General features: G+C 58.3%; 20 protein-coding genes and 2 pseudogenes. 11 read left to right on the forward strand and 11 right to left on the reverse strand.

Features of this window, described 5'->3' with window-relative positions; all coding sequences use genetic code 11:
- Nucleotides 1-23 precede the first annotated feature (23 nt).
- Nucleotides 24-1,634, reverse strand: a complete 1,611-nt coding sequence (locus tag MB02_RS07100) for a DNA cytosine methyltransferase (RefSeq protein ID WP_067534630.1) — start codon at nucleotides 1,632-1,634, stop codon at nucleotides 24-26.
- 112 nt (nucleotides 1,635-1,746) lie between these two features.
- On the opposite strand from MB02_RS07100, the gene MB02_RS07105 reads away from it, so the two are divergent.
- From MB02_RS07105 to MB02_RS07115, 3 genes are all read left to right on the forward strand, one after another.
- Nucleotides 1,747-2,178 (forward strand): very short patch repair endonuclease, encoded by a 432-nt coding sequence (locus MB02_RS07105; protein ID WP_235829451.1) that lies wholly within the window; start codon nucleotides 1,747-1,749, stop codon nucleotides 2,176-2,178.
- 116 nt (nucleotides 2,179-2,294) lie between these two features.
- Nucleotides 2,295-2,918 (forward strand): type IV toxin-antitoxin system AbiEi family antitoxin domain-containing protein, encoded by a 624-nt coding sequence (locus tag MB02_RS07110; protein WP_067534636.1) that lies wholly within the window; start codon nucleotides 2,295-2,297, stop codon nucleotides 2,916-2,918.
- Nucleotides 2,919-2,925: 7 nt separating this feature from the next.
- Complete coding sequence (locus tag MB02_RS07115) at nucleotides 2,926-3,777, forward strand: nucleotidyl transferase AbiEii/AbiGii toxin family protein (protein WP_206598574.1); 852 nt, start codon at nucleotides 2,926-2,928, stop codon at nucleotides 3,775-3,777.
- Between the two features lie 83 nt (nucleotides 3,778-3,860).
- Here the strand turns inward: MB02_RS07115 and MB02_RS07120 are convergent, their stop codons facing one another.
- Nucleotides 3,861-5,582, reverse strand: a complete 1,722-nt coding sequence (locus MB02_RS07120) for a hypothetical protein (RefSeq protein ID WP_156495445.1) — start codon at nucleotides 5,580-5,582, stop codon at nucleotides 3,861-3,863.
- Nucleotides 5,583-5,647: 65 nt separating this feature from the next.
- On the opposite strand from MB02_RS07120, the gene MB02_RS07125 reads away from it, so the two are divergent.
- From MB02_RS07125 to MB02_RS07130, 3 genes and pseudogenes are all read left to right on the forward strand, one after another.
- Nucleotides 5,648-7,414 (forward strand): hypothetical protein, encoded by a 1,767-nt coding sequence (locus MB02_RS07125; RefSeq protein WP_067534645.1) that lies wholly within the window; start codon nucleotides 5,648-5,650, stop codon nucleotides 7,412-7,414.
- Between the two features lie 423 nt (nucleotides 7,415-7,837).
- Nucleotides 7,838-8,032 (forward strand): annotated as a pseudogene (locus MB02_RS17950) (Arm DNA-binding domain-containing protein); the annotation flags it as partial.
- Between the two features lie 54 nt (nucleotides 8,033-8,086).
- On the forward strand, nucleotides 8,087-8,857 hold the full coding sequence (locus MB02_RS07130; protein ID WP_407919332.1) for a tyrosine-type recombinase/integrase: 771 nt from the start codon (nucleotides 8,087-8,089) through the stop codon (nucleotides 8,855-8,857).
- Here MB02_RS07130 and MB02_RS07135 read toward each other — a convergent pair.
- Nucleotides 8,805-10,112, reverse strand: a complete 1,308-nt coding sequence (locus MB02_RS07135; protein WP_067534651.1) for a pyruvate dehydrogenase complex dihydrolipoamide acetyltransferase — start codon at nucleotides 10,110-10,112, stop codon at nucleotides 8,805-8,807. The two genes, MB02_RS07130 and MB02_RS07135, sit on opposite strands and share 53 nt — an antisense overlap.
- A 1-nt stretch (nucleotide 10,113) precedes the next feature.
- Entirely contained in the window at nucleotides 10,114-12,456 is a 2,343-nt protein-coding gene (locus tag MB02_RS07140; protein WP_067534655.1) for a transketolase, read from the reverse strand.
- 129 nt (nucleotides 12,457-12,585) lie between these two features.
- Here MB02_RS07140 and MB02_RS07145 point away from each other — a divergent pair, with 129 nt between their 5' ends.
- Nucleotides 12,586-13,089 (forward strand): Lrp/AsnC family transcriptional regulator, encoded by a 504-nt coding sequence (locus MB02_RS07145; protein WP_082826051.1) that lies wholly within the window; start codon nucleotides 12,586-12,588, stop codon nucleotides 13,087-13,089.
- 102 nt (nucleotides 13,090-13,191) lie between these two features.
- On the opposite strand, the gene MB02_RS18060 is transcribed toward MB02_RS07145, so the two are convergent.
- Nucleotides 13,192-13,326: a hypothetical protein gene (locus tag MB02_RS18060; RefSeq protein ID WP_268872956.1), complete on the reverse strand. Its 135-nt coding sequence runs from the start codon at nucleotides 13,324-13,326 to the stop codon at nucleotides 13,192-13,194.
- A gap of 108 nt (nucleotides 13,327-13,434) precedes the next feature.
- On the opposite strand from MB02_RS18060, the gene MB02_RS07150 reads away from it, so the two are divergent.
- The 4 genes from MB02_RS07150 (at nucleotide 13,435) to MB02_RS07165 (ending at nucleotide 17,857) form a co-directional block, all read left to right on the forward strand.
- Nucleotides 13,435-15,117: a long-chain-fatty-acid--CoA ligase gene (locus MB02_RS07150; protein ID WP_067534658.1), complete on the forward strand. Its 1,683-nt coding sequence runs from the start codon at nucleotides 13,435-13,437 to the stop codon at nucleotides 15,115-15,117.
- Nucleotides 15,118-15,141: 24 nt separating this feature from the next.
- On the forward strand, nucleotides 15,142-16,122 hold the full coding sequence (locus MB02_RS07155) for an NAD(P)H-dependent flavin oxidoreductase (RefSeq protein ID WP_067534661.1): 981 nt from the start codon (nucleotides 15,142-15,144) through the stop codon (nucleotides 16,120-16,122).
- Nucleotides 16,123-16,329: 207 nt separating this feature from the next.
- A complete protein-coding gene (locus MB02_RS07160) occupies nucleotides 16,330-17,082 on the forward strand; it encodes an enoyl-CoA hydratase/isomerase family protein (protein WP_067534664.1) in 753 nt (250 codons plus the stop codon).
- 1 nt (nucleotide 17,083) lies between these two features.
- Entirely contained in the window at nucleotides 17,084-17,857 is a 774-nt protein-coding gene (locus MB02_RS07165; protein ID WP_067534667.1) for a creatininase family protein, read from the forward strand.
- Nucleotides 17,858-17,928: 71 nt separating this feature from the next.
- On the opposite strand, the gene MB02_RS07170 is transcribed toward MB02_RS07165, so the two are convergent.
- The 6 genes and pseudogenes from MB02_RS07170 to ribB all read right to left on the reverse strand — a co-directional run bounded on the left by MB02_RS07170 (nucleotide 17,929) and on the right by ribB (nucleotide 24,450).
- Complete coding sequence (locus MB02_RS07170; RefSeq protein WP_067534670.1) at nucleotides 17,929-19,236, reverse strand: spinster family MFS transporter; 1,308 nt, start codon at nucleotides 19,234-19,236, stop codon at nucleotides 17,929-17,931.
- Nucleotide 19,237: 1 nt separating this feature from the next.
- Complete coding sequence (locus MB02_RS07175; protein ID WP_067534673.1) at nucleotides 19,238-20,098, reverse strand: DUF4198 domain-containing protein; 861 nt, start codon at nucleotides 20,096-20,098, stop codon at nucleotides 19,238-19,240.
- A gap of 28 nt (nucleotides 20,099-20,126) precedes the next feature.
- Nucleotides 20,127-22,271: a TonB-dependent receptor gene (locus MB02_RS17955; RefSeq protein ID WP_067534676.1), complete on the reverse strand. Its 2,145-nt coding sequence runs from the start codon at nucleotides 22,269-22,271 to the stop codon at nucleotides 20,127-20,129.
- A gap of 210 nt (nucleotides 22,272-22,481) precedes the next feature.
- Nucleotides 22,482-22,727 carry a flavin reductase family protein gene (locus tag MB02_RS18175; RefSeq protein WP_407919333.1) on the reverse strand — a complete coding sequence of 82 codons (246 nt, stop codon included), beginning with the start codon at nucleotides 22,725-22,727 and terminating at the stop codon, nucleotides 22,482-22,484.
- Nucleotides 22,709-23,047 (reverse strand): annotated as a pseudogene (locus tag MB02_RS18180) (flavin reductase family protein); the annotation flags it as partial. The gene MB02_RS18175 and the pseudogene MB02_RS18180, both read right to left, overlap by 19 nt.
- Nucleotides 23,048-23,337: 290 nt before the next feature.
- Nucleotides 23,338-24,450: a 3,4-dihydroxy-2-butanone-4-phosphate synthase gene (gene ribB / locus MB02_RS07185; RefSeq protein WP_235829452.1), complete on the reverse strand. Its 1,113-nt coding sequence runs from the start codon at nucleotides 24,448-24,450 to the stop codon at nucleotides 23,338-23,340.

Here is a 24,450-nt window from a genome sequence, read left to right on the forward strand (position 1 = left end):
CGTTGACGGATGGCGATGTGGGCTCAGCCAGTCGATGTAAGAAGTGGTTCGTCAGCAACATCCATGACTTCGTCACGGTCGGCGGTCAGAATCGCGTACAGAGCCTCGCCGATCCAGCGCGCGAGTAGAGGTGGCACGGCATTTCCCACTTGGGTGTACTGCTGCGTGCGATTTCCCTTGAACAGATAGTTGTCAGGGAAGGTCTGCAGTCGCGCAGCTTCCCTGACTGTCAGGCTTCGGCACTGAAGCGGATCGGGATGGATGAAATAGTGCCCATCCTTGGAAATGTGGCTCGTCACCGTTGTCGACGGGCCGGTGGCAAGCTGGACCCTGAATCGGTCGGCGAATTTGCCGGATGTCCAGTTTTCGTGCGCCGGCGCCAGCTCCTCCGGAAAGTCTGACGCCTTCGGTGATTTGCCTGTGACCTCGGCAAAAACGGCAGCAAAGAAGTAGCGCGCAAGATCGCTACCCATGTGGCTCCGCGTCGCATGGTTCGGGAGCGTTTCCAGCTTCGCATCGGTCAGCCAGTCCCGCAAATCCGCCGGACAGTTTTCAGAAATCCCGACACCAAATCCTTCGCGACCTGGGACATCGTTCAGCGCCGCAAAGCGGCGGTGATACTCGCTGGCCCGTTCGGCGAAGGCAGCGTGCTGTTCATCCGTCAGATTGGTCTCCAGCTCGGCTACAAAGGCCATCGCCGTGAGCACGATAGCGCGCCAGGCGTCAGGTCCATCTGCCTCCTGGCTCAGGCCGCTTCGCAGTCGGGGCATGCCGGACAGGGCATGGCCGACTGTCGTCTTCAGATTGTGTCGGATCATGAGATCAGCCAGCGCCCGATCCGGCAGGTCTTCAGCGAGGTCAGAGCGCAGTCCGACCACTATCACGCGATGGCGCGCCTGGGGCACGCCGAAGTCCTCGGCACGTACTATGAAGTCGGGCGCGCGCGGCTCGAAGCGGCCAAGATCAAGCTGCTGTCGACGGCGCGGATCAAGTGCGATCAGCCGATATTTTCGCCCGCCTTCGCGTTCTCCTCGGAGGTCGCGGAGGACCTGATCGAAGATGCGGTTTTCACCGTCCACCGAGGACGACAGCATTCCCTTCACGTTTTCCATGACGAAGGCGGCAGGGTTCAGGCGGTCTAGGATCCGGATATATTCCTGGTAGAGGAAATGCCTGTTGTCCTCGAGCGCTACGTAGCCCTCCTTGCCTGCGTTACGTGAACGGCCGGCGAGCGAGTAAGCCTGACATGGCGGCCCGCCGATCAAGATGACATTGCCACCGCTCTCTTCGCGAATCGCGTCCAGTCGCGCGTCAAGCCGTTCTGCAGGGTCCTCGTTACCGAGTTCGAGCTTCCAGGCTTCCTTTTCCGCAGCCGTCCACTCATCCGGATACAGCGAAGCCCAGTCAGGCTCCGCGATCTTCCCGTTGATGAAGTCGTAGTAGACAGCGGGAAGCACTTCGTCGAACTGTCGCAGGAAGCTGCGGAGGCGTAACGTCTCGTGCGCCGATGTTTCCTTCTCGATCGACAGGGCGATGCTGAAGGCATGCTCGTCGCCGGCACCGGGAACGCTCGAAAATCCCTCGGCCAGTCCCCCCGGGCCTGCAAAAATGTCGACTACCGAATATCTTGGCAAGACTCGCACGCTTTCTATAGGTCAGGCAAAGGGATGATGATTACCATCATCGACGCGAAATGACAGGCCGCTCTCCATGGTCGACGTAGTCGATGCAGCGACGCGATCGCGCATGATGTCTGGCATCCGCGGCACGGACACGCGTCCGGAGACCTTTCTGCGCAAGGCGCTCCATCGTGCCGGGTTCAGATATAGGCTGCACGCGGCGAAGCTTCCCGGGCGGCCCGATATCGTGTTTGCCTCCCGGCGCGCTGCGATCTTCATGCACGGCTGCTTCTGGCATCGCCATGAGGGTTGTCACTGGTGCACGACACCGGCCAGCAATGTCGAATTCTGGCGCAGCAAGTTCGAGCGCAATGTCGAACGGGACCGGACCGTCGTCGAGACGTTGCATTCGATGGAGTGGCGGACCGCCATCATCTGGGAATGCGGGCTTCGCCAGCCCTATGCGGCGTCGACACTGGAGGACATCGTGACGTGGCTTCGGTCGGACGATGTCGCCTACGAGAGCGCGCTGGTTCGGCCAAGAGTAACAAGCGATTGAAACATCCGCATATGTCACATAACCTGGGCCTCATCTCAGACAAACCCAGGTTATGTGACGGCAGCTACGTCACATAACCTGGGTCTCAAGTCAGTCAGACCCAGGTTATGTGACCGATGAACGAAACGCAGCGCCCTCAGCGCACCCTGCTTGCCCAGCTGCTGATGCAGCAGCCGATCGTGCGGGCATACGAGCTTCGCAGCAAGGGTATCGATCCCAAGACCATTTCCCGCGCCGTTGCGGCCGGTGAACTGATCCGCATCTCGCGCGGCCTCTATCAGCGACCGGACAGCGATATCGACACCCATCAGGCACTGGCAGAGGCGGCGAAGAAGGTCCCTCGTGGCGTCGTGGCGATGGTCTCTGCGCTGGCATATCACGAGCTGACCGATCAGATGCCACGCAAGGTCTGGATGGCGGTCAGCGTGAAGGACTGGAGCCCGTCCGCTTCGTCCTATCCGCCTATCCGCATCGTCGAGTTCCGGGACAAATACATGCAGCAGGGGATCGAGTACCACACGATCTCGGGGACCAGCGTTCCGATCTATTCGATTCCGAAGACCCTCGCAGACGTCTTCCGAAATCGAAAGCTGGTCGATCGATCCGTGGCGGTGGAAGCACTCCGTGCCACGCTGGATCAGCGCAAGGCAACACCGGCATCGATCGCAGAAGCGGCAATGGCGGGCGACGCATGGAACATCATGCGTCCCTATCTCGAGGCACTCACGTCCAATGGCTAGGGCGCCGGTGAACATAGCAGCCTCGGTCAAGCAGCGGCTGCTGAATCTCGCCCGCGCCGAAGGGCGAGCCTATGAAGTGGTGCTCGTCCGCTATGCCCTCGAGCGGCTGCTCTATCGCCTTTCCATATCGGAACATCGAGGTTCCTTCATTCTGAAGGGAGGCATGCTTGTCACACTCTGGATCGAAAGCAGCTCGCGCGAGACGAGAGATGCGGACTTTCTGGGTCACGGGGACTCCGACCCTGACCACCTGCGCGAGGTATTTGCCGGAGTCCTGTCGATCGAAACTGACGACGGACTTGCCTTCGACATGGGAAGCCTGAGGACGGCCATCATAAGGGACGAGATGGAATATGGTGGCGTGCGACTGCGTGCCGACGCCTATCTTGAAAGGAGCCGGGTACCCGTCACGATCGACATCGGCTTCGGTGATGCGCTCGCCGACGCTGCCCGGACCATGGCCTATCCTTCGATGCTGGGCATGGATGAGCCGGAAATCAGGATCTATCCGCCTGCATCGGTCATCGCCGAGAAGTTTCAGGTGATGGTAGCACTCGGCATCGCCAACGGTCGGATGAAGGACTATTTCGACCTCTGGGCGATCCCCCGGGCGCTGGAAATAGCCCCTGACGAGCTGGATGCAGCGATCCGAGCCACCTTTGAGCGACGTGGAACTGCCGTCCCGGCGGAACGACCGCTCGGGCTGTCCGATGCCGTGATCGGTGACGATGCCAAACGAGCGCAATGGCGTGCGTACGCTGCATCGCTTGATCTGAAGGAACTGGCCTTCGAGGAAGTCGTCGAAGCCGCCTGGGCGCTTGTCGGCCCTTCCTGTCAGAGGCTGTCGACCACGTCGTAGTGCGCCCCCCGTTTGGCCGCCCGCGGTCTCCGGTACCGTGACTGACCTGCGCCCGGCAGCCCGACCTTCCTTCGACGAATGACTCAATCCCGTTCCTGTTCGATGGTGAAGCGGAGGCTTCCGACACCCCAGCTGCTCGAAGGTTCGGGCAGATATTCGACCTCTTCGGGGACACTGAGACCCTTCAGCTTCTCCAGAAGGTCATCCAATCCATGTGCACCAGACCCGGGCTCCTGCAGACTCGCGGTCGTGAGCTGGTTCCAGTTCGCGAACATGGCATCGTCGCCGTCGACCACCTTGCGGAGCGAGTGCGCATAATGCCGCGTCAGGACCAGCAGGCTGACTTTTGGGGTCGACGACCCGGAAGGAAGGCGAAGAGTTGCTCGAACCGCGGACGGGCTTGCGGCCGAGAGCCATGATCGGACCTTGCGGAGCCAGTCGCCGACCTGCTGATTGAGCCGACCGGTTCGTGCCAGCATCGTCGCAAGGTCAGCGCCGTAGGGGTCCTGGTGCTTCAGCTGGACGAGGACGACACGATCGGACGACGGCTCGACGATCACTAGGTCAAGGTCGGTCAGTACCTTTCCGTTCTGCCTCAACTTGATGTTTCCTCGATACTCCAGCTCGGGAAGCGTCTCGCGGACAGCCTTTTCCAGTGCCCTCTGCATGACGCCTTCGCGCGCGCGCTGCGCGCGATCGTAATCCTTCGGAAAATTGTGCTGCAGCGCGTTGAGCAGGAAGAGCATGACCTCGTCGCTGGTCGCGCCGGCCAACGGCCGTATGACGTGGCCATCGGAACACTGGATCAGTGGCGGGATCGGTGCGCCCGGCCGTTCGAGCAGGGCAAGGTTGCGCCTGCTGATCGACAGCACGTCGAATACCATGCGGACATCTTCATCGGTGACCGGCACATGTCCGGTGAACTGCTGGCCATACTCGTTGAGGAAGTCGCGTAGACCCTCGAGAAATCCCGGTGTCTCGACCGACACCGTGAGCACATCCTCGACCCGGATCGACGGCACTTTCTCCATGAGCGCTCGAACGAACGCGCGATGCTTCATCCCGACCGATACGATGAAGGTTGCTGCGAGCTTGAAATTCGAGAACGTGATGCCGCCAAACGTCGTCGAGAAGTGGAATGTGTCGTAGCCCTTCGCGAGCAGCATGTCGGTGTAGGCATGACCGAAAAAGTAAAAGTCCAGCGTCGGGTCAGCCTCGTAGCCGATGAAGTGCGTCCGGAATGGGTAGACGAGATCGGTCAGCAGCGTCCTGACCTCGTCACCGATCTTCTCGCCGATGATCGCCTCGTAGCCCTCGGAGAGAAACGAGCGATGATTTCCGACATGGAGCCGCTCCAGCTCGCGCTCGTGCAGTTCGAGATCAGGCAGCTTCGAAGGGAGAGTTATCCGAAAGCGGTCTTCCAGTTTCTCAATGCGTCCTCCGACGGCAGACAAGCTCTGCGCCACGCGACGACCATGTTCGATCGTCCCGGCCATGGCGATCAGCTGCAGGACAGGGCCCGAATATCTGAGATCGCGCTGAATTGTTATGGCGGGCGCTTCAAAATCGCGATGCGCCTCCATCGCCAGCTTGAGTATCCGCACAACGCCAACGCGGATGATATATGACCGTTCCTGATCCGCCTCATCGGACGCGGTTCCTCGATGGAAGCCTTCGAAATCGAGATCGAGCTCATTGATGGCAATTCGCATGAGGAGGCCCACTCGGTCGGCCGCAACCTCCACAGAAAGTTGCCGCTCCGCCTCATTGAGCCGATCATAGAAGTCGCGCAGATTCTCCATCACGATTACGCTCCCAAAGCTCCTGCGTTTCAGCAAGGCTCCCCGACAACTTTACTGGTGCTGCGAATATGGCTCAACTTGGCGAACCCGTAGTACTTTCAGCTGATGAGAAGGCTTGGATCGTTGAGTTCTTGCAGGGCCTCTCCGAAGAGGAGAGCAGAATCTCACAGCAGCTCGCGCGTGACCATCGGGGCATCCTTCTCGCTGGCGCACTGAAAGAGCTCGATCTTCACGAAACGTTCATTGCGGAGAACGGCCTCGAAGAGGAATTGTCGCATTCATTTTATTTTCTATCGATGGGGCTCAGGCGGCTGGTTATCCTCATGCTCAGCCTGCACTCGGACTTTCCCTTTCCGGCGATCACGATGCCACGATCCGAAGACCTCGCACGACGGGTTGCTGATCTGGCCACGATGCTGGGATTCATCGAACACGGAAGGCGCGTTGTCGAGCTGACCTGGTCTGGCCTGTCAACGATCACGAAGGTTGATCCGAAGCTCTATCGCTTTGAGTTTCCTCCTAGGGTTATCGACGCGCAGGCTCACGAGAGGGGGGTTGAAGAACATTATCGTGGTATCTTGCAGACTGAGCTTGAGCGCAATTTGTTTGAAACCCCGGAAGGTAAAATAAGATCTGAAAAAATTCAGGAATCATGCCTCGAAAATGTCTACGTCTGGCGCGATCTGTTCATGGGCTACAACGCAGATCCATTTCTCGATGACATATTTTTCACCATCGCTTGGGGGCAAATCGCCGAAACTCCTCAATTCGATTCATTCAATGAATTGAAAAAATTTGGCGGAATCACCTACCTAAAATACCTGATGAGTGCTGCAATTGTTGTGTCATTTGCTCTAAAACATGAACGATTTGCGGCAGCAATGAACGTGAAATACCCTGACATCCCAAGGGGTAACGTGCTGACGATATCGGCGGACCGTGAGGAATTCATCGACGATCTCTGGCGTGCTCTGGAGGAGTTCGGTGAGAGATTTGTCCACTACACCCCGACCTCTCGATGTGAAGCTGAGCAACTGTTCAGGACGGTGACGCTTACTCGGCAGAATGTCGGAGTCGCTTCGAGACCACACGCTCCTCTGCCCGTAATAGTCGAGTTCGCATCAACCTCGATCGTGAAGCTGGTGAGTGGCCGAGCACGTCAAATGGAGTTCCTGCTCGATTCCCTTAGAAGGAATTTTCAGTCCGACTATTCATCCAACCAGAGAGGTCGCGAAGCGTCACTTCAGCGTGCGCTGACAGAATTTTTTCAGTCCATCTTTCCGGACGTGATCTGCCGCACCAACATAAAGCTTCGGCATCGAGGCAGGGTGCTGACAGACGTAGATTTGGTTGCCTTCGACCCCATCTACGGCGACCTGATGCTGTTTCAGCTCAAGCACCAGGATACACCCGGGCCAGATCTCAAGACAAAAAATTCGAGAATGCCACGATTTCTGCGAGAGTGCATCGGATGGCTCGACGTTGTGGCGGACTGGCTCGGTACAGCCGATGAGACCATCCTACGGAATGCCTTTCGCCTCCCGCGAGGCGCCAAGATATCTAGGGTCAGGAAACTCATTGTCGCCAGGCACCACGCCTACCCACTGGCCGGAGCAGTCATAGACGAGAATGTGGCGTATGCCACTTGGATGCAGTTCTACAACGCTGGAAAGGTGATGATCGCACGGCAGGGCAATCTCAGGTCCATGAACGGTCTTTTCGCGATCCTGCGTGAGCACGTCGTCGGAGCACCCGTCCGCCATCATCAAGAGGAGCAGCCAAAGCGGTTTCGTTTGCACGATTTGGAATATGAGATCGTCCCGCGAAGAAACTAGGCGCGAGATTCCTTGGCAAGAAGCTGAAGCGCTGGCTGTCCCGTCGTTTCGTGCGAACCGTCCACAAGTATCCAGCCTTTTCCACGCTGTCGGATCGTGCTAAAGATGCTCTTGGCGATCTTTTAAGTTGATGATTTAGCTAGAAAATCAACCGTTTAGGCGCCCAGCTAGAAAGCTCTTCTGGCACCATTTGCTTTTCCCCCGATAACCCTAGATGGATCAAGAAAGCCGCAGAAATCTGCCATTTACTGTCCATCAAAGCTGCTGAGTGATCGCAGTTGTTCCTCACCAGTCCGCGCGATTTGGGGGCATGTTTGGGGGCAAACCTGATGCTTGGGGGCATTTCAGCGAAAGGCGGTGCCCCAGATGCCACTCAAGGACACGCAAATCCGGGCGATTTGAGCCACGGAAAAGTCCTTCAAGAAAGCTGACGGCAAAGGCCTCTACATTGAAGCAGTTCCCAGTGGCTCGAAGCTCTGGCGGCTCAAGTATCGCTTTGCTGGCAAAGAGAAACGGCTGGCGCTCAGGTCATATCCCGAGGTCTCGCTGGCTGAGGCCAGGAAGCGGTGCGATGCGGCCCGCGCATTGATCGAGCAAGGTCTCGACCCGGGGCTGAGAAGAAAGCGGGAGAAGGCGGCGGCCAAGGTCAGTGCGGAAAACAGCTTTGAGCGCATTGCCGAAGAATACCTCACCAAGATGAAGAAGGACGGGCGAGCCCAGCCGACAGTAGTGAAGGTGCGCTGGTTCCTTTCCCTCTTGAAACCAACCATCGGAAACTTGCCAATCAGTGAGGTGGACCCGCAGATGCTCTTGGCTGCCCTCAAGAGGTTGGAAGCAAGAGGCAATTACGAGACCGCAAAGAAAACGCGGAGTTTCGGCAGTCGCGTGTTCCGCTATGCTGTTGCTACGGCCCGGACGAAGCAAGACCCCGCCGATCTGCTGAAGGGCGCATTGATTGCGCCTAAGGCGCGCCATTACGCCGCCATTCAGGAAGGGCCGAAGCTTGGCGAGTTGCTTCGGGCGATCGATGATTATTTCGGCCAGCCGGTCACGAATCTGGCCTTGCGGATCGGGTCACATGTCTTCGTACGACCGGGTGAATTGCGCCATGCGGAGTGGAACGAGATCGATCTCGATCCAGCTGTCTGGCGAGTGCCGGAGGGAAAGATAAAGGCGCGGCGTCCGCATTCGGTTCTGCTGTCTCGGCAGATCGTCGCGCTATTCAAAGAATTGAGATCAATGACCGGGCCGAGCGGACTGGTTTTCCCAGCGTTCCACACCAGCCGACGCTCGATGAGCGAAAATACGCTGAATGCCGCCCTGCGCCGCATGGGCTTCGCGAAAGACGAGGTAAGTGCACACGGATTGCCGCCCTGCACTGACAACTTGCTTACGCGACGAGCCGGAGCGGAACATCGATCAGCTCGCGCAAGGCCTGCATGAACTGCGCGGCGGTCGCACCGTCGATGGCGCGATGGTCGAAACTCGCGGTTGCCGCCATGATGGTCGCGAGAGCGATATGGCCGTCGACCTTCCACGGCTGCTCTACCCCTGCACCGACACCGAGGATGAGCGCCTGCGGCGGGTTGATCACAGGGAACATCTCGTCGATCCCGTACATGCCGAGGTTGGAGATCGACGCCGTCCCTCCCTGATAATCCTCGGGCAGCAGCTTGCCATCACGCGCCTTCGCGGCCATCTCCTTACTGGAGCGGGAGATGGCAGACAATGAGAGCGTGCCCGCGTCCTTGATGACCGGAGTTACCAGACCTCCGTCGAGCGCAACCGCCATGGAGATGTCTGCCCGGCCAAAGCGGTGCAGCTCGTCGCCGCCGAACTGGACATTGGCATCGGGCACTTCGCCGAGCGCGAGGGCCAGCGCCTTTATCAGCATATCATTCACACTGAGCTTTGCATCCTGCGCGGCAAGACTCGCATTGAGTTCTGCTCGCAGTTTAAGCAGGGGATCGAGGTTGCAACGCGCTGTCAGATAGAAATGCGGAACGGTCTGTTTAGACTGGGTGAGGCGGCGGGCAATCGTCCTGCGCATGCCGGAGAGCCCGACGGTCTCCACCGGGACACCGGCGGGCGGAGGCGCGATTGGCTCGATCGTCGAAACAGAAGCCGAATGGACCGGAATGGGGTCAGGCTCGAAAGCCGGCGACAATCCGAGGTCTGCCCGGGTAATTCGCCCGTTCGGACCAGTGCCGGTGATGGCCGACAGGTCGATGCCTTTGGCGTCCGCGATACGTTGAGCGAGCGGGCTCACCTTGATGCGATCGGCCGGCGACTTTCTAGGGCTAGGGCTAGGGCTAGGGCTATGAGTCTCAAGCAATACAGGCTGCGAGCGTATAGAGCGTGATGGCTCCACCGCGGGAGCCTCCGTCGCAGTAGCGGCGGATTTATCAATGACAGAAGCATTATCGTAAACGCTTGGGCCAGGATTCGCCATCGCATCTGTGTCCACCAGAAGCGCGATTACGGTACCTACTGGCACGTCTTCTGACCCCGCAGCGATCACGAGTTGCTCGACGCGTCCTGCATCGGTCGCCTCTACTTCCATCGTCGCCTTATCGGTTTCGACCTCTGCGACGAGATCGCCGGATTTCACCAAGTCACCCTCCGTCACCAGCCAGCGGGCGAGCGTACCCTTCTCCATGGTTGGCGACAGCGCCGGCATTTTGAGTTCAATGCTCATGTCAGTTTCCCAGATAGAGTTCGGCCGCCGCATCGACGATGGCTTCGCTGTCGAGACGATAAGTCCGGTAAAGATCGGGCAAGTCGCCGGTCTGGCCAAAGCGGTCGGTGCCGAGCGGGCTGACGCGCATGCCCATGACGCCGCCGAGCCATGACAAAGCGCCCGGCGAACCGTCGAGTACAGTCACAAGTCCCGCGCCAGGTGCCAGATCGGATAGCAAAGTCTCCGCGTGGGAGGGCTTTGATGCCACTCCATTCCAGCGTGCAGCACGCTGCGCTGACCAATCGCGATGCAGCAGATCGGGTGACGTTACGTTGAGCAGGCCAAGGCCCGGCATATCCTCGGCGAGCTGCTCCCATGCCGCAAGGGCTTCAGGCGCCACGACGCCAGTGAAGACGATGGCTGCCTCTGCTCCCTGGGAGGGCTTACGCAGCCAATAGCCGCCTTTCAGCGCATCGGCTTCCCAAGCTCCGTCATCCCGGACGACCTGCGATATCGCCCGAGTCGTCAGGCGTAGATAGACCGAGCTGCCATCGGGCTTTTGCATATGCTCGAAGGCCCAGCGCATCATCGCGGCCAGTTCATCCGCGAAGGCAGGTTCAAAATAGGCCAGGTTCGGTTGGCCCATGCCGATCAGCGGAGTGTTGATCGACTGGTGAGCTCCACCTTCGGCCGCAAGCGAGATGCCGGAGGGCGTGCCGACGAGCAGGAAGCGCGCGTCCGAGTAACAACCATAGTTCAGCGCATCGAGACCGCGCGCGATGAACGGATCGTAGACCGTTCCCACGGGAAGCAGCCGGGTCCCGAAATGCGGCGCGGCAAGGCCGAGCGATGTCAGCGCGATGAAGAAATTGTTTTCCGCAATACCTAGCTCGATGTGCTGGCCGGCAGCATGCTGCGACCAACGCTGCGCCGAGGGGATCTTGGCGTTGTGGAAGACGTCCGCCAGTTCCTGGCGACGGAACAGGCCCCTTTGATTGACGAATCCGCCGAGATTGGTGGTCTGGGTGACGTCCGGCGCGGTCGTGACGATGCGATCGGCCATTTCCTCGCCGGATTTCGCAAGGTCGAGGAGAATACGTCCGAAAGCGGCCTGGGTCGACTGCTCTGTGCCGTCCGGCACGGGCAGGCGCGGGGGCACGGCCACTGTGGGCGCCTGCGCTTCCGGGCGAGAGCATGCAATCGGGCTGGCTTCTATGAAGGTCTGAAGATCCGCGGCCACATTGTCGCCCAGGCCCGCCCATTTTTCCCATTCCTGACCCTCGGCAATGCCAAGACCGGCACGAAATTGCTCCATCTGGGACGGGTTCATCATGCCTGAATGATTGTCCTTGTGACCTGCGAGCGGCAGGCCATGGCCCTTCACGGTATAGGCGATGAAAAGTGTCGGAACCTCGTCCTGAGCAGCGTCAAAGGCATCGATCAGCGTTTCGACACAATGACCGCCCAGATTGGTCATAAGGCGCGCAAGGCCCTCGTCGTCATAGCTGTCGATCAGTTTGCGGGTCTGTGCCTTGGCGCCAAGATCGGCATGAAGCCGCGCTCGCCACGCGGGGCCGCCCTGATAGGTCAACGCGGCGAAGTCGGCATTGGGGCAGCTATCGATCCATCCTTCCAGAGCCTGACCGCCCGGCTTCTTGAATGCCTCACGCTGACGCTTGCCATATTTGAGCGTGACGACTCGCCACCCGCAGGTCTCGAATATGTCGTCGAAACGCCTGAACATGCGGTCGGCCGTTGTCGCGTCGAGTGACTGTCGATTGTAGTCGACGATCCACCAACAGTTGCGCAGGTCATGCTTGTAGCCCTCGATCAGGCATTCGTAGATATTGCCTTCGTCGAGTTCCGCGTCGCCCATTAGGGCAATCATTCGTCCGGAATCCTCCACCTTCACCTGACCGTGAGAGATCAGGTAATCCTGAACGAGGCTTGTGAAGGCAGTGACGGCCACGCCCAGGCCAACCGAGCCGGTCGAAAAATCGACCGGTATCCGGTCTTTTGTGCGTGAGGGGTAGCTCTGAACACCGCCCAGACCGCGAAACCGTTCCATCAGGTCACGCGACTGATTGCCGAGCAGATAGTGGATGGCGTGCAGGATCGGGCCAGCGTGAGGTTTTACAGAAACTTTGTCTTGCGGGCGCAGGGCATGGAAATAGAGCGCAGCCATGATTGCCGTTATCGAGGCACAGCTGGCTTGATGACCACCAACCTTCAGCCCGTCGCGTTTCGGCCGAATATGGTTGGCGTTATGGATCATCCATGAAGACAGCCAGAGAAGCTGCGTGTCGAGGTGCTCCAGCGCGCTGATGACGTCCTGCCGGGAGCGTGAGGTGGTCGAGGCCATTGTCGGTATCCTATCCTGGAACAGGCACCGATCTACAGCCCGCTTGACGGACATGTCCTTGCAAAGACCTGTGCAGGATGACAGAATATCGGCAGATTATGCCACTATCTTGGATCTATGAGACAGAAAATGCTGGACTTAAGTTTAGACGCACTAGATTTGCGAATCCTGTCCGAACTTCAGGCAAATGGGCGCATGTCCAATCAGGAGCTTTCCGACAAGGTGGGTCTCTCACCCTCCCCCTGTCTTCGGCGGCTGCGCCAGCTTGAGGATCGTGGCGTGATTTCGCGCTATGTCGCCCTTGTCGACCCCGAAACCCTGGGTCTGGCAGTGACGGCATTTGTTCGCGTTCGGCTCGACAGCCAGGATGACAAGCATCTCGCCATATTCGAGCAGGAGATTTCAGAGATCGCCGAAGTCATGGAATGCTATTTGATGTCAGGAGATGCTGATTACCATCTACGGGTGCTGGTTCGCTCTCTCAACGATTTCGAACATTTTCTCAGGCACAAACTTACCCGGATTGCTGGCGTTTCCCAGGTCACAACGAGCTTTGGTCTGCGGCAGGTGGTGTATCGGACTGCGCTTCCGTCGGACATCGCCAACCCGGATTGCGTCGTTGCAAACTCCTGACCGACGTTCGTCACGCTGGAGACGATCAAGCCAAATATCTAGATGATGCCGGCAATTCGGCATTGCGTTCCGGCAAAACCATCTCACGCACTACATCATGCTTTAATCGCTGGCTTTGCGTGTCACTTTTGAAACGAAACTTTCCGGTGTGCGCACTACCTTCAGGCCAGCAGCTATTCGCTTCAGTTCCTCGGGATTCCATTGCGGCAGCGTGTCGATGGGCGCCCTATCGATCATTCGGTAATCGCTCGCCGGCCACGCGCCATCGTGCTGCGATGGGGCCGAGAACTATCCGGATGGCCGAACATGACCTGGCTGAAAACGCTCAGGTGAAAAGAACGGAGAATGGATGTGGGCTTGCGGTTTGCCGAAGGATCTGAAGAGACTTATCGATACCCTTTGACAATCGGCCATCTACTGGACCGCGCGCTGATCACGTCGGCGGATCAGGAGATCATCTATCGCGATGAGATTCGCTACACCTACCGGGAGTTTGCTCGGCGCGTCGGGAGGCTGGCCTCGCTGCTTTCTTCACTCGGGGGCGAGGAAGGAACGACGATCTCGGTTCTGGACTGGGATAGCCATCGATATCTGGAAGCGTATTTCGCAGTCCCGATGATGGGGGCGGTCCTGCAGTCGGTGAATGTCCGCCTGCCTCTCGAGCAAATCCTTTACACTCTGGTTCACACCAACCCGAGCGTCATTCTGGTCCATCGGGACTTCTTCCATCTGGTCGAAGATATCCGGAAAGCGGTCCCCGGATTGAACGCGATCGTCGCCATTTTGGACGGAAGCGACGAGCCACTGCCGCCATGGGCGGCGGGGGAGTATGAAACGCTGAGTGAGGCCGCGAGCGCGGGCTTCCCGTTCAGGGATTTCGATGAGAATGCAATAGCGACCACCTTCTTCACGAGCGGCACAACAGGCAACCCCAAGGGAGTCTGCTTCAGCCATCGGCAGTTGGTTCTTCATGCGATGGCCCTGTGCGGTCATTCGGGAGACACGCGGCACCGGGGCTTTGGCATCGACGATGTTTACATGCCGCTCACCCCGATGTTCCATGTGCATGCCTGGGGCATGCCCTATGTCGCGACGATGCTGGGCCTGAAGCAGGTGTATCCCGGACGCTATGACGCGGCGATGATCTGCAAGCTGCGCACCCAACACGGCGTCACCTATTCCCACGGTGTGCCCACCATACTCCAGATGATCCTTGCCGCTGCGGAGGAAACGAATACCGACCTTTCGGGATGGATGATGGTGATCGGCGGATCCGCCCTGGCGCCAGCCCTTTTCGAAGAAGGGCGCCGGCGGGGGATGGAACTGGTCTGTGCCTATGGCATGTCCGAAACCGGGCCCATTCTCACCGTGACGCGTCGCGCACCGCGAACCGATGCGGGTGCGGCTGACGAGGGCTATCTCCTGACCCGCGCAGGCGTGCCGATTCCCTTGGTCTCAGCCCGGATCGTCGACGAAAATATGAACACGCTCCCCAATGACGGGCGCGCCCGGGGAGAACTGGTGGTTCGCGCGCCCTGGCTGACTCCCTGCTACGTGGGCGACGAAGCCGGGTCCAAGGCGCTCTGGCGCGGCGGCTGGCTTCACACACAGGACGTTGCCACCATAGACCGGCAAGGCAATGTCACGATATGCGACCGCCTGAAGGATATCATCAAGAGCGGCGGCGAGTGGATCGACTCCATCCTGCTTGAAGGCATCATAGCCGGTGCGGCCGGCGTTTCCGAAGTTGCCGTAATCGCAGTACCAGACGATCAGTGGGGCGAGCGACCGCTCGCCGTTGTTGTTCCTGCCGTGGGGCAGGGCGTCACGCTCGAGGCGATCAATGCGCCGATACAGGATCTCATCGCGAAAGGTGCGGTTACGCGCTACGCGAAGCTGGAGCGTTTTGTCATCGTGTCGGAACTCCCGAGAACCAGTGTCGGCAAGATCGATAAAAAGAAGCTGCGCGCCCAGTTTGTCGCGTCGCCTTCAGCCGATCACCGACCGGTCGCCGGGACGGCGGGTTAGAGCATTTTCAGGGGGACCGTGACGGTGGCGCTACGCACCCGAATTACCGAATTGTTTGGCATCGAACATCCCGTGATACAGGGCGGCATGCAATGGGTCGGCCGTGCCGAGCTCGTGTCAGCCGTGTCGAACGCGGGCGGACTCGGTATCCTGACAGCACTCACTCAACCCACCCCCGACCACCTGCGTCGCGAGATCGACCGCTGCCGGAACATGACCGACAAGCCCTTCGGCATAAACCTCACCATCCTGCCCTCGGTCTCGCCTCTGCCCTATGCCGACTATCGCAAGGCGATCATCGATAGCGGCGTGAAGATAGTCGAGACCGCCGGATACAAGCCGCAGGAGCATGTAGACGAATTCAAGGCGCACGGAATCACGGTGGTTCACAAGTGCACGGCAGTGCGCCATGCACTGTCTGCCGAGCGCATGGGGGTCGACGCGGTGTCGATCGACGGATTCGAAGCAGCCGGTCACCCGGGTGAAGATGACATACCGGCGCTCGTGCTTGTCCCTGCTGCGGCCGATAAGTTGAAGATTCCGATTGTTGCGAGCGGCGGCTACGGCGATGCGCGCGGCCTGGTTGCGGCGCTCGCGCTCGGCGCGGATGGGATCAACATGGGCACGCGGTTCTGTGCGACTGTCGAAGCACCGATCCATGAGAGTATCAAGCAGTTGCTGGTCAACAGCGACGAACGCTCCACGAATCTGATCTTTCGTACATTTCGGAACACGGGTCGCGTCATCAAATCATCTGTGTCCGACAAGGTGGTCGAGATTGGAGAAATGCCCGGCGCGGTTTTCGCCGACGTGCAACCGCTCGTTTCGGGCGCTCTGGGACGCAAGGCCCTTGAAACCGGCGATGCGGAGGTGGGCCTTGTCTGGGCAGGGCAGGTGCTGGGCCTGATCCACGACATCCCGACCTGTCGGGAACTCATCACCCGCATCGTGACCGAGGCAGAGGCGATCATCTGCGGGCGCCTGCGCGGTGTTGTGACCACTTGAGAGAGGCCACATGCCTCCGATTGGTTACGTTCATTCGGAACGTCCTGCATGGGGTGCGGCGTACCTTCCACCAACCTGCCGAACGCTAAGCTGCCAGGAAACCGATCCGCGAAATTTCGTCCTGCGCGGCGGATTCATCGGTACTGCCCTTCGGCAGATTGTGTCGCGCGGAAGAAGCTAGAAAGCGAAGTCTGAAAAGGATGTGCCATGCTGAGAATCGACCGCCTCACCCCAACGCTCGAATGGCTAACCATTGATCGCCCTCCGGCCAATGCTTTGACATATGATCTGCTCCGGAAGCTGGTCGACCGCTTCGCCGAACTCGCCAACGAAGCCGACGCTCCCGCCATCGTTTTGACGGGGGCGGGTGAGCGTTTCTTCTGCGCAGGCGGCGACATCGGAGAGGTCGCGAAGCGTCCGGACATCGCCATCCCGCGGATGCACGCCTTTCATCGCCTGCTTGTCGAGCAGGAGCGCTACGGCGCACCCGTTATCAGTGCGGTCAATGGCTATGCGGTGGGCGCCGGCATCGAGCTGATCCTCCATTCGGATTACGTCGTGGCGAGCGAGAACGCGCAGTTCGGCTTTCCGGAAATCAACAATGGGCTGCTTCCTGCCGCCAAGGGCATGCGCCGGGCGATGAACTGCATCGGGCGCCGCGTTGCCGAACAAATGCTCTACACCGGCGAACTTGTCGGCGCTGCCAAGGCGCTCGAAATCGGCCTCATCAACGAGGTGGTCAGCCTCGGCGAGCTGCACGATCGCGCGAGGGAGCAGGCGGAAAAACTCCGCGCCAAGGATGTATATCTCTTCGCAGCGATCAAGCGGACACTTACTGACGCGGAAAGCATGACCGACGACGAGATGGAAAGCCGGACGATCGACGATATGGCCGCGTACATGAACCGGTCGGAAACTGCGGCCGCCAGAGAGCAGTTCCTCCGGCGCAAGGCGAAGTAGCATGACAGAAGAACACGAGAACCTTCGCCTTGAGCTCATGACGTCTGTTGAGGTGGCGAAAGCGGTCGAAGGCGGTATCCGGACCGTCATCGTTCCGTGCGGCGCAGTGGAGCAGCATGGCGCACACCTGCCGCTCAGCGTAGACGCGGACCATGCCGACCATCTGGGCATCCTCCTGGCGAAGCGCATTGGACAGGCCCTGGTCGCCCCGACCATCCGGGTCGGTTGCTCATCCCATCATCTGGAGTTTTCGGGCACGATCTCGCTGCAGGAGCAGACATTCGAGATGGTCGTCCGCGACTATTGCACGAGCCTTGCCCGGCATGGCTTCGAACGAATTCTCATCTTCACAGCGCATGTCGGCAATTGCCCTTCTTTGGCCGACATGCTGCCCCGGTTGCGATCGGCTGTGCCCCCGTCATGCCGGGTTTCGGCTTTCACGGACTCCCGCGCTTGGCTCGAAACCTGGCGGGATGCTGTGGCTGAAGCAGGTGGTGAACCGGTCAAGGTCGGCGGCCATGCCGACCTCGCCGAGACATCCGTAATGCTCGACATCCACCCGGATCGGGTGCGCCCGCACGCCTATCAGGCTGGCAAGCTGGGCCTGCTATCGCAATCCGATCTCGAGCTGATGTGGCGGGAAGGCCTTCGCGCCGTGAGCGCCAACGGCATTTTGGGGGATCCGCACGGCTCCACCGTCGCCATCGGCAGACATTGCATCGAGCGCATCGCAACGCTTCTGATCGAGGGCTTTGCCCGTCCGGACGCTGACTGAAGCGTTACTCAGCCGGGCAATCCGTCAATTGAGATATCAGAATACACCCGGCCAACCGGGGGAAAGGCCCATCAACTCACCATATCCTCGCGAATCGTCCGGCGTGCCATCAGAAACGCTCCGGCCGCTAGGACATAGACGAAGGAAGTGACAATCAGCGACCAGCGTAACCCGCTGGCGCTCCCGATGTGGGTAGCGAACAGATCGCTCAACAGACCGACAGCGAGCGGGCCCAGACCCAGGCCGATCAGATTGGCAAAGAACAGCAAAATCGCGGCCGCTGTCGCCCGGTTGTTCGGTTGGACCAAGCTCTGGACGCTGGCGAAGAGCGGACCATAATAAATCGCCTGAAGCAAAATTGGTACGCTCAGGAGAACCAGGGCCACCAGCACACCGGATGCGAGATAGGTCGCGAACATCGAGAGCGGCAACAGGAAAGCGGCAATTGCTGGCACTGTCGCATAAGCGCGCGCATCGTCACCCGCCGCCCGATCGGTCAATGCGCCACCAAGCCATGTTCCTGCCGCACCGAATATTCCGAAGATCAGGCCCAGCGCGGTCCCCATGAAGCCGACGGGCCCCAGTGACAGGCCAAGGGCCTTGTCCAGCAGCTCCCCGAAATGCACCAGGCCATTGTTGTGGTTGCGCAGGAAAAACGAACCCAGAAACGCGAAGTGGCCATAGGTAACAAAGGCCATGGCCGACATGGCAGCTGTCAGCCAGATATAGGTTCGGTTCCGACGCAACTCGCTCAGGGCCGTGCGTAGGCTTGGCGACGAAGCGGTTGGGACTTTGCTGGCCGACGAGCGCCGGGGCTCGGGCAATGTAAACATGGCGACCAAGCCCAGAATCACACCGGGAAGGCCCACGACCAGAAATGCGGCACGCCAGCCGAAGCTGTCCGCGATCAGGCCGCCAATCGTCATCCCGATCAGTGATCCGGCCGGTATGCCCAAGGAAAAGGTCGCCATCGCCGATGCCCGCTTCTCCCGAGGGACATAGTCGCTGATCAGGGAATGGGAGGCAGGGGTACAGCCGGCCTCGCCGACGCCCACGCCGATTCGTGCCAGAAACAGGTGCAGGAAGCTGTTGGCAAGGCCGCATAATCCGGTGAAAAGGCTCCAGATCATGGTGCAGACCGCGATGATCTTCACGCGGTCATGACGCTCGGCCAGACGCGCGATGGGCAGTGCAAGGGTCGCGTAGAAAGTCGCAAAGGCCAGGCCGGTCAGCGATCCGAGCTGCCAGTCGGCAAGATGAAGATCTCGCTTTATCGGCTCCGCAAGAATATTGACGATTTGCCGATCAAGAAAATTGAGCGTGTAGATCAGGAACAGGACTGTGAGCGAGTAGCGGCGATAGGTTCGAGTATAGTCCACGTCATTTGCGCCTAAAAACGAGAGAAGCGGTGTAATCGTCCCAATCGTACAGATCGGGATAATGCGACTTGGCCCTCATATCGACGGCGATACGGTAAAATCCGTCATGATCGACGGGCACCCGAACTACGCCGCGGCTATCGGTCTGGTAATTCTGGCCGAGCGATGCAGCCGCAGCATCTCCGACTTCCACCTTGTGGTTCGCAAGCGGCTGGCGGTCGAAAAGAACTCGGACGGGCAATGTCCTGCCCGGAATGACCTCTCCGAACGGGTCGGCCAGCGGCACAAGCTCCAGCCGGTCGCCGAGTACACGGCTATAGCTCCGGTCGGAACGTCCAACGGCGAAAAGCGATTTCGCGAACTTGATAAAGTGCGCGGAGTCCGTGCTGTTGCGCACCCACTCCTTTGTCGTGCCGTAGCCACGGCCATTTGCGTCGAACGCCGCGAATCGGTTGTCGTAATGAGACGATATGAGATACGTCCCTTCGACGTCATCGGATAACGCGGCCGAACTCGTGGCGATACGCGCGCAATTGCCATCAACCTTGATGGGGCCGATCTCAACCGGCGTAGTGGCTTTCGGCTTGTAAAACTTGAGGTCGATGAACTGGCTTTGTTCTATCGGTTGATAGTCACCTGGATCACCCAGAAACATTGTCAGCAAGACTGAATCCGCCTGCCTTTGGGGATAAATGGTCAGGTCATGCGCCGAGGCAAGGCCAGCATAAGTGGAAATGGCGCCCGCAAGCACAGTCCGGGCGAAGCCGGAAGAAATCAGATGCATCTCTATTCCCCATCCACTCAGGTAGATATGTACGGGATTGCTTTTGAGGCAGTCGAACATGTCGGCAGGAGGGGGCATCACCGGATGCCCCCTCCGCCCTTGAAATTCAGAACTTGTAGGAGAACGATACCGTATACCGGCGGGGTTGACCGATACGGGCATTGCTGCACAGATTGCATGCGCCGGTTACCGGATCGAGCTCTGAATTGATTTGGTCCTGGTATTCGTAATTATACTTCGCGTTGAATGCATTCACCAACCGTGCGGCAAGCTCCCAGGTATCATCGATATCCGCGAGAGAAAGCCTGAAGCCAACCAGACTATAGTCGTCTTGCTGGGTTCGGTTGGGAATATCCCAATAGAAGCCGCTGTTATATGTGATGTCAGCACGCAAGCCGATTTTCAGATTATCAGATACCGGCTGCGAATAATCGGCATTAAGCGTTCCGGTGAAGCGCGGAGCATTTGGGGTCCTGTTGCCGCTGACGTCCACCAAGTTGTAAACGCCCTTTTCCCAGGTCGAGTGAAGATATCCAGCGCTTCCCGAAATGGTCAGACTATCAGTTGGTCGCAGGGTTCCGGAAAACTCCACGCCGTAGGATTCCGAATCGCCCACGTTTACGATTTTTTCAACAATGATGCCGTCTTCATTCACGCGGGTTTCAAATTGCCGGTCCTTATATTTGATATAGAACCCTGCCAGTTCATATTGGAAAAGCCGATTAAAAGTCTCACCTTTGATACCAACTTCATAGTTGAGAGAAGTTTCAGCCTTATAGGGCTGAAAAGCACCGTCGCCATAAACCGGAACTTTTCCTGGTTCATACCCCTTGGCGACTGAAGCGTAGATCATCAGGTCACTTGAAGGTTTATAGGCCAATGACAACTTCGGCAAAACGATCGTTTTCTTGATCTTGCCAGTTTGTCCCGTGGCGTTGTCGGTGCCTAGGAATGTCGAATGGTCAAGGCGTGCGCCCACATTGGCTTCGAACCCGCCTGCTTTATATCCGATATTCGCGAAGCCGGCATATGTCCTCTGCATGGTTTTGGTATCATAGAAGTCCGGAACATTTGGCTCGCCAATTACGGGCACGCCAAAGAACAGGTCAACCTGGCTAAGCAAATCAAAGTTCGAGTACGAGCTGTAATATAGTCCAGCTAACCAATTGAGCGCACCGTCTCCATTGGATGCGAGGCGCAGCTCCTGCGTCACCACATTTGATACGACCGGGTCATCTTGCGATGCAACAACCGACGTTTCGGGGTCGCCAGTAAGTGAGAAATCCCAAAGAATACGGTTCTCACGACGGGTATACGATGACAGGGAAGTAAGGGTAACTGATTCGAATTCGTGATTGATCGAAACAGTGCCGCCCAGAACTTGCTTGCGGTTGAAGCCATTCGTTATTCCCGGGGAATCAAATGAATAGTCGGAAGGGCCGCTTGTCGGATAATATGGGTAACCGCCATTGTTCATCCGGATATAACGAAGAGTGGTGAGGATTTCCGTGTCCTCGCCGGGGTTAAGGCGTAGCGTGGCGCGAACCCCATATTCCTTGCTTTCGTCCGGGCGGGTATCAACAATCAAGGGATTGGTCAGATAGCCGCCGTTCGAGTCAGAATAGGCGGTGATGCGAATAGCTGCAATGCCATCGGTGATGGGGATGTTGACTGCGCCTTCGAGGTTCAAGGTTTCTTGGCCTCCGCCCTCGACGGTAACATGCCCCTCGATGCCATCGTACGACGGCTTCTTGGTGACAAACTTTATGGCGCCGCCGATCGAGCTGCCCCCATACAGCGTGCCCTGCGGCCCCTTGAGGACTTCTACCCGTTCCAGATCGACGAGGCGTGCCGATTGATCCGTGACGTTGCGAACGTCGTCGATATAAAAACCCACGCCCTGGGTATTGCCAAAACCGCCGACGCCACGGATGACGGCGTTAGGCTCGTTGTCGCCACGCCGATTGAGGACAACGTTTGGTAGTTGGCGCCCGATGTCATCGACGTTTGCGATCCCGGCCTTGGTCAACGCCTCCGAAGAGAAGGCTGTGATTGTTTCAGGAACATCACGAAGGCGCTCGTTCCTCTTGCGTGCGGAGACTATAATCTCGCCGGAAGGCGAGGGGTCACTGTGTTGAGCATTGGGTTCACCTGGCTGTTCCTGCGCCCAGGCTGGCGATGCAGCGCAAGCAAGCATTCCGACCGACGCCGTTGTCGACAGGCAAAAAGTCAGGACTGAATATTTCCTCATGTTACTCCCCTTCATCGCAGATAGTGCAAAGCAATGATCTCTGTCGCGCTCCTCGTCGAACAGGAACGCTTATTTAACGGCGTCCTGCAAAATAATCAGAGATCTAAAACTTAAACGTACATTTATTCGGCTATATTTTTCAACTTTTCACAAATACGCGTTGCGAGTAAGAAAAATTGCCGATTTTCCTGCGAACTTATTAAGTTATTTTTATTTATTTAATTGAAAATCAATAGTGCAGAATTTTCTGCAATAGTATATGAGTGGTCGTTTTCCTGGGTTTCCGTTTTGAGAAATGACGGAGCCAAGTATTATCGGATAGGTCCCTGCTTGGATTGAGTTCTGCACCTGACAGTCAAAGCTGCACACCGAGGCCTGTAGAACCGGGCGGCCAGTTGTGAGGTTGCCCCATTCCGCCGATGAGAAGCGCGACGCACCCTTACTCCGTCCATCGATGCAAAGCGCTGCGCCAAGGAGACTTGGTCAGCTGACAGCACATTCCACGAGAAGGCCCTGCTTTCCAAAATGACGTCATGGGCTTCCGCGTTTCCGTTGATGCAGACAAGGACCATGGTAGGGTCGACGCGCAGAGAAGACGCCGCAGTGACGGTAAGACCGCGCCTCATCTCACCCTGTCCGGTAGCGACGATCGAAACAGCTCTGAGAACCGATCGAAGAACGTCCTTGGAAGCAGACTGGTCGACACATTCTGAAGCAATGGAATTGTTACTTGCCACACACACCTCGGGTCCAAGCGCCAAAGAACTTTCGATCATGAAAATTCACACAGATCGCACGGCATGAGGTTCTGATCTTATGGGGGTGAGGCGGCATTTGCGGAACAATCTGCCGCCTTACACGACAATCGAACCGAGCTTTACAGAACGCCATTCATTGCGGTGTCTTTCCGGCGATGAAATCACCCGCAGAAGCACTGTCTCAGGCAAAAGTTTGAGGCACGCGCTGGCAATAAAGAGGCGGATCTTTACTCTGACAGGCGCCGATCAGAAGCTTGATCCGAGGTATAGGACGCAGCTATGAAATTGTTCAATTTTCACCGATTGCGCTAGATGCCTCTATGCTCGACAATGTTCAAACCATATCCTTCGAGCGCTATTGGCGTATTTCTGGAATTGGTAAGAAGGATCATATCGTGGATGCCAAGTTCGGCGAGCACTTGCGCACCGAGACCGTAATCGCGCAGTTCCTTCAGGTCGGCCAGCGGCTCGCCTGCCTTCACGCGCAAAAGATGGGACATCGGCACCTCGCGGCTGAACAGCACAACGACGCCATTCCCGTTCGAGGCAATCTCCTCCATCGCACGGGACAGCAGGCTACTCCGATCGTCCGCCTGACCCAGGACATCGGCAAAAATGTCGAGCGCATGCATTCGCACCAATGTCGCCTTGCATGGGTCGACGGTCCCTTTTACCAACGCGACTGCCTCGCTTTCGACAGCCTTGTTGCGAAATGAAATGGCAGTCCATTCCCCGCCCCATTTGCTCTCGAATTTGGCGGTGGTCAGCCGCTCGACATCGTGGTCGTGGCGACGCCGGTAAGCGATCAAGTCGCGGATCGTACCGATCTTGAGCCCATGGATCTGAGCAAAGGCAATGAGATCTTCCAGGCGGGCCATTGTCCCGTCATCCTTCATGATCTCGCAAATGACCCCCGACGGGTTGAGGCCAGCCAGCCTGGCCACGTCGACCGCTGCCTCGGTATGACCGGCGCGAACAAGAACCCCGCCCGGCCTTGCAATCAGGGGAAAGACATGGCCAGGCGTGACGATGTGCTCGGGCCCCTTTGAGCCATCTATAGCCACCGCGATCGTACGGGCTCGATCCCCCGCCGAAATGCCGGTGGATACGCCCTCACGCGCCTCGATGGACACGGTGAAGGCGGTCTCGTGCCGACTACCATTGTTCGGGCTCATAAGGTCGAGGCCAAGCTGGTCGACCCGCTTTTTGTCGAGGGCCAGGCAGATCAGCCCCTTGCCATGCATGGCCATGAAATTGATGGCCGTTGGCGTTGCCATCTGCGCCGGAATGACAAGATCTCCCTCATTTTCCCGGTCCTCGTCATCAACGAGAATGAACATCCTGCCGTTGCGGGCCTCATCGATTATCTCCGTCGTGGACGACAGAAGGATGTCACGGGGCTTGGAATGGAACTCTGCCAT

The organism is Croceicoccus estronivorus (genome assembly GCF_001625325.1).
GTDB classification, from domain to species: domain Bacteria; phylum Pseudomonadota; class Alphaproteobacteria; order Sphingomonadales; family Sphingomonadaceae; genus Caenibius; species Caenibius estronivorus.

Bases quoted from the DNA above. Each gene is read 5' to 3' on its own strand.
- MB02_RS07105 (WP_235829451.1), top strand. From the start codon at position 1,747: ATGATGTCTGGCATCCGCGGCACGGACACGCGTCCGGAGACCTTTCTG.
- MB02_RS07110 (WP_067534636.1), top strand. From the start codon at position 2,295: ATGAACGAAACGCAGCGCCCTCAGCGCACCCTGCTTGCCCAGCTGCTG.
- MB02_RS07125 (WP_067534645.1), top strand. From the start codon at position 5,648: ATGGCTCAACTTGGCGAACCCGTAGTACTTTCAGCTGATGAGAAGGCT.
- MB02_RS07135 (WP_067534651.1), bottom strand. From the start codon at position 10,112: ATGAGCATTGAACTCAAAATGCCGGCGCTGTCGCCAACCATGGAGAAG.
- MB02_RS07140 (WP_067534655.1), bottom strand. From the start codon at position 12,456: ATGGCCTCGACCACCTCACGCTCCCGGCAGGACGTCATCAGCGCGCTG.
- MB02_RS07145 (WP_082826051.1), top strand. From the start codon at position 12,586: ATGCTGGACTTAAGTTTAGACGCACTAGATTTGCGAATCCTGTCCGAA.
- MB02_RS18060 (WP_268872956.1), bottom strand. From the start codon at position 13,326: ATGATCGATAGGGCGCCCATCGACACGCTGCCGCAATGGAATCCCGAG.
- MB02_RS07150 (WP_067534658.1), top strand. From the start codon at position 13,435: ATGGATGTGGGCTTGCGGTTTGCCGAAGGATCTGAAGAGACTTATCGA.
- MB02_RS07160 (WP_067534664.1), top strand. From the start codon at position 16,330: ATGCTGAGAATCGACCGCCTCACCCCAACGCTCGAATGGCTAACCATT.
- MB02_RS07165 (WP_067534667.1), top strand. From the start codon at position 17,084: ATGACAGAAGAACACGAGAACCTTCGCCTTGAGCTCATGACGTCTGTT.
- MB02_RS07175 (WP_067534673.1), bottom strand. From the start codon at position 20,098: ATGCCCCCTCCTGCCGACATGTTCGACTGCCTCAAAAGCAATCCCGTA.
- MB02_RS17955 (WP_067534676.1), bottom strand. From the start codon at position 22,271: ATGAGGAAATATTCAGTCCTGACTTTTTGCCTGTCGACAACGGCGTCG.
- ribB (WP_235829452.1), bottom strand. From the start codon at position 24,450: ATGGCAGAGTTCCATTCCAAGCCCCGTGACATCCTTCTGTCGTCCACG.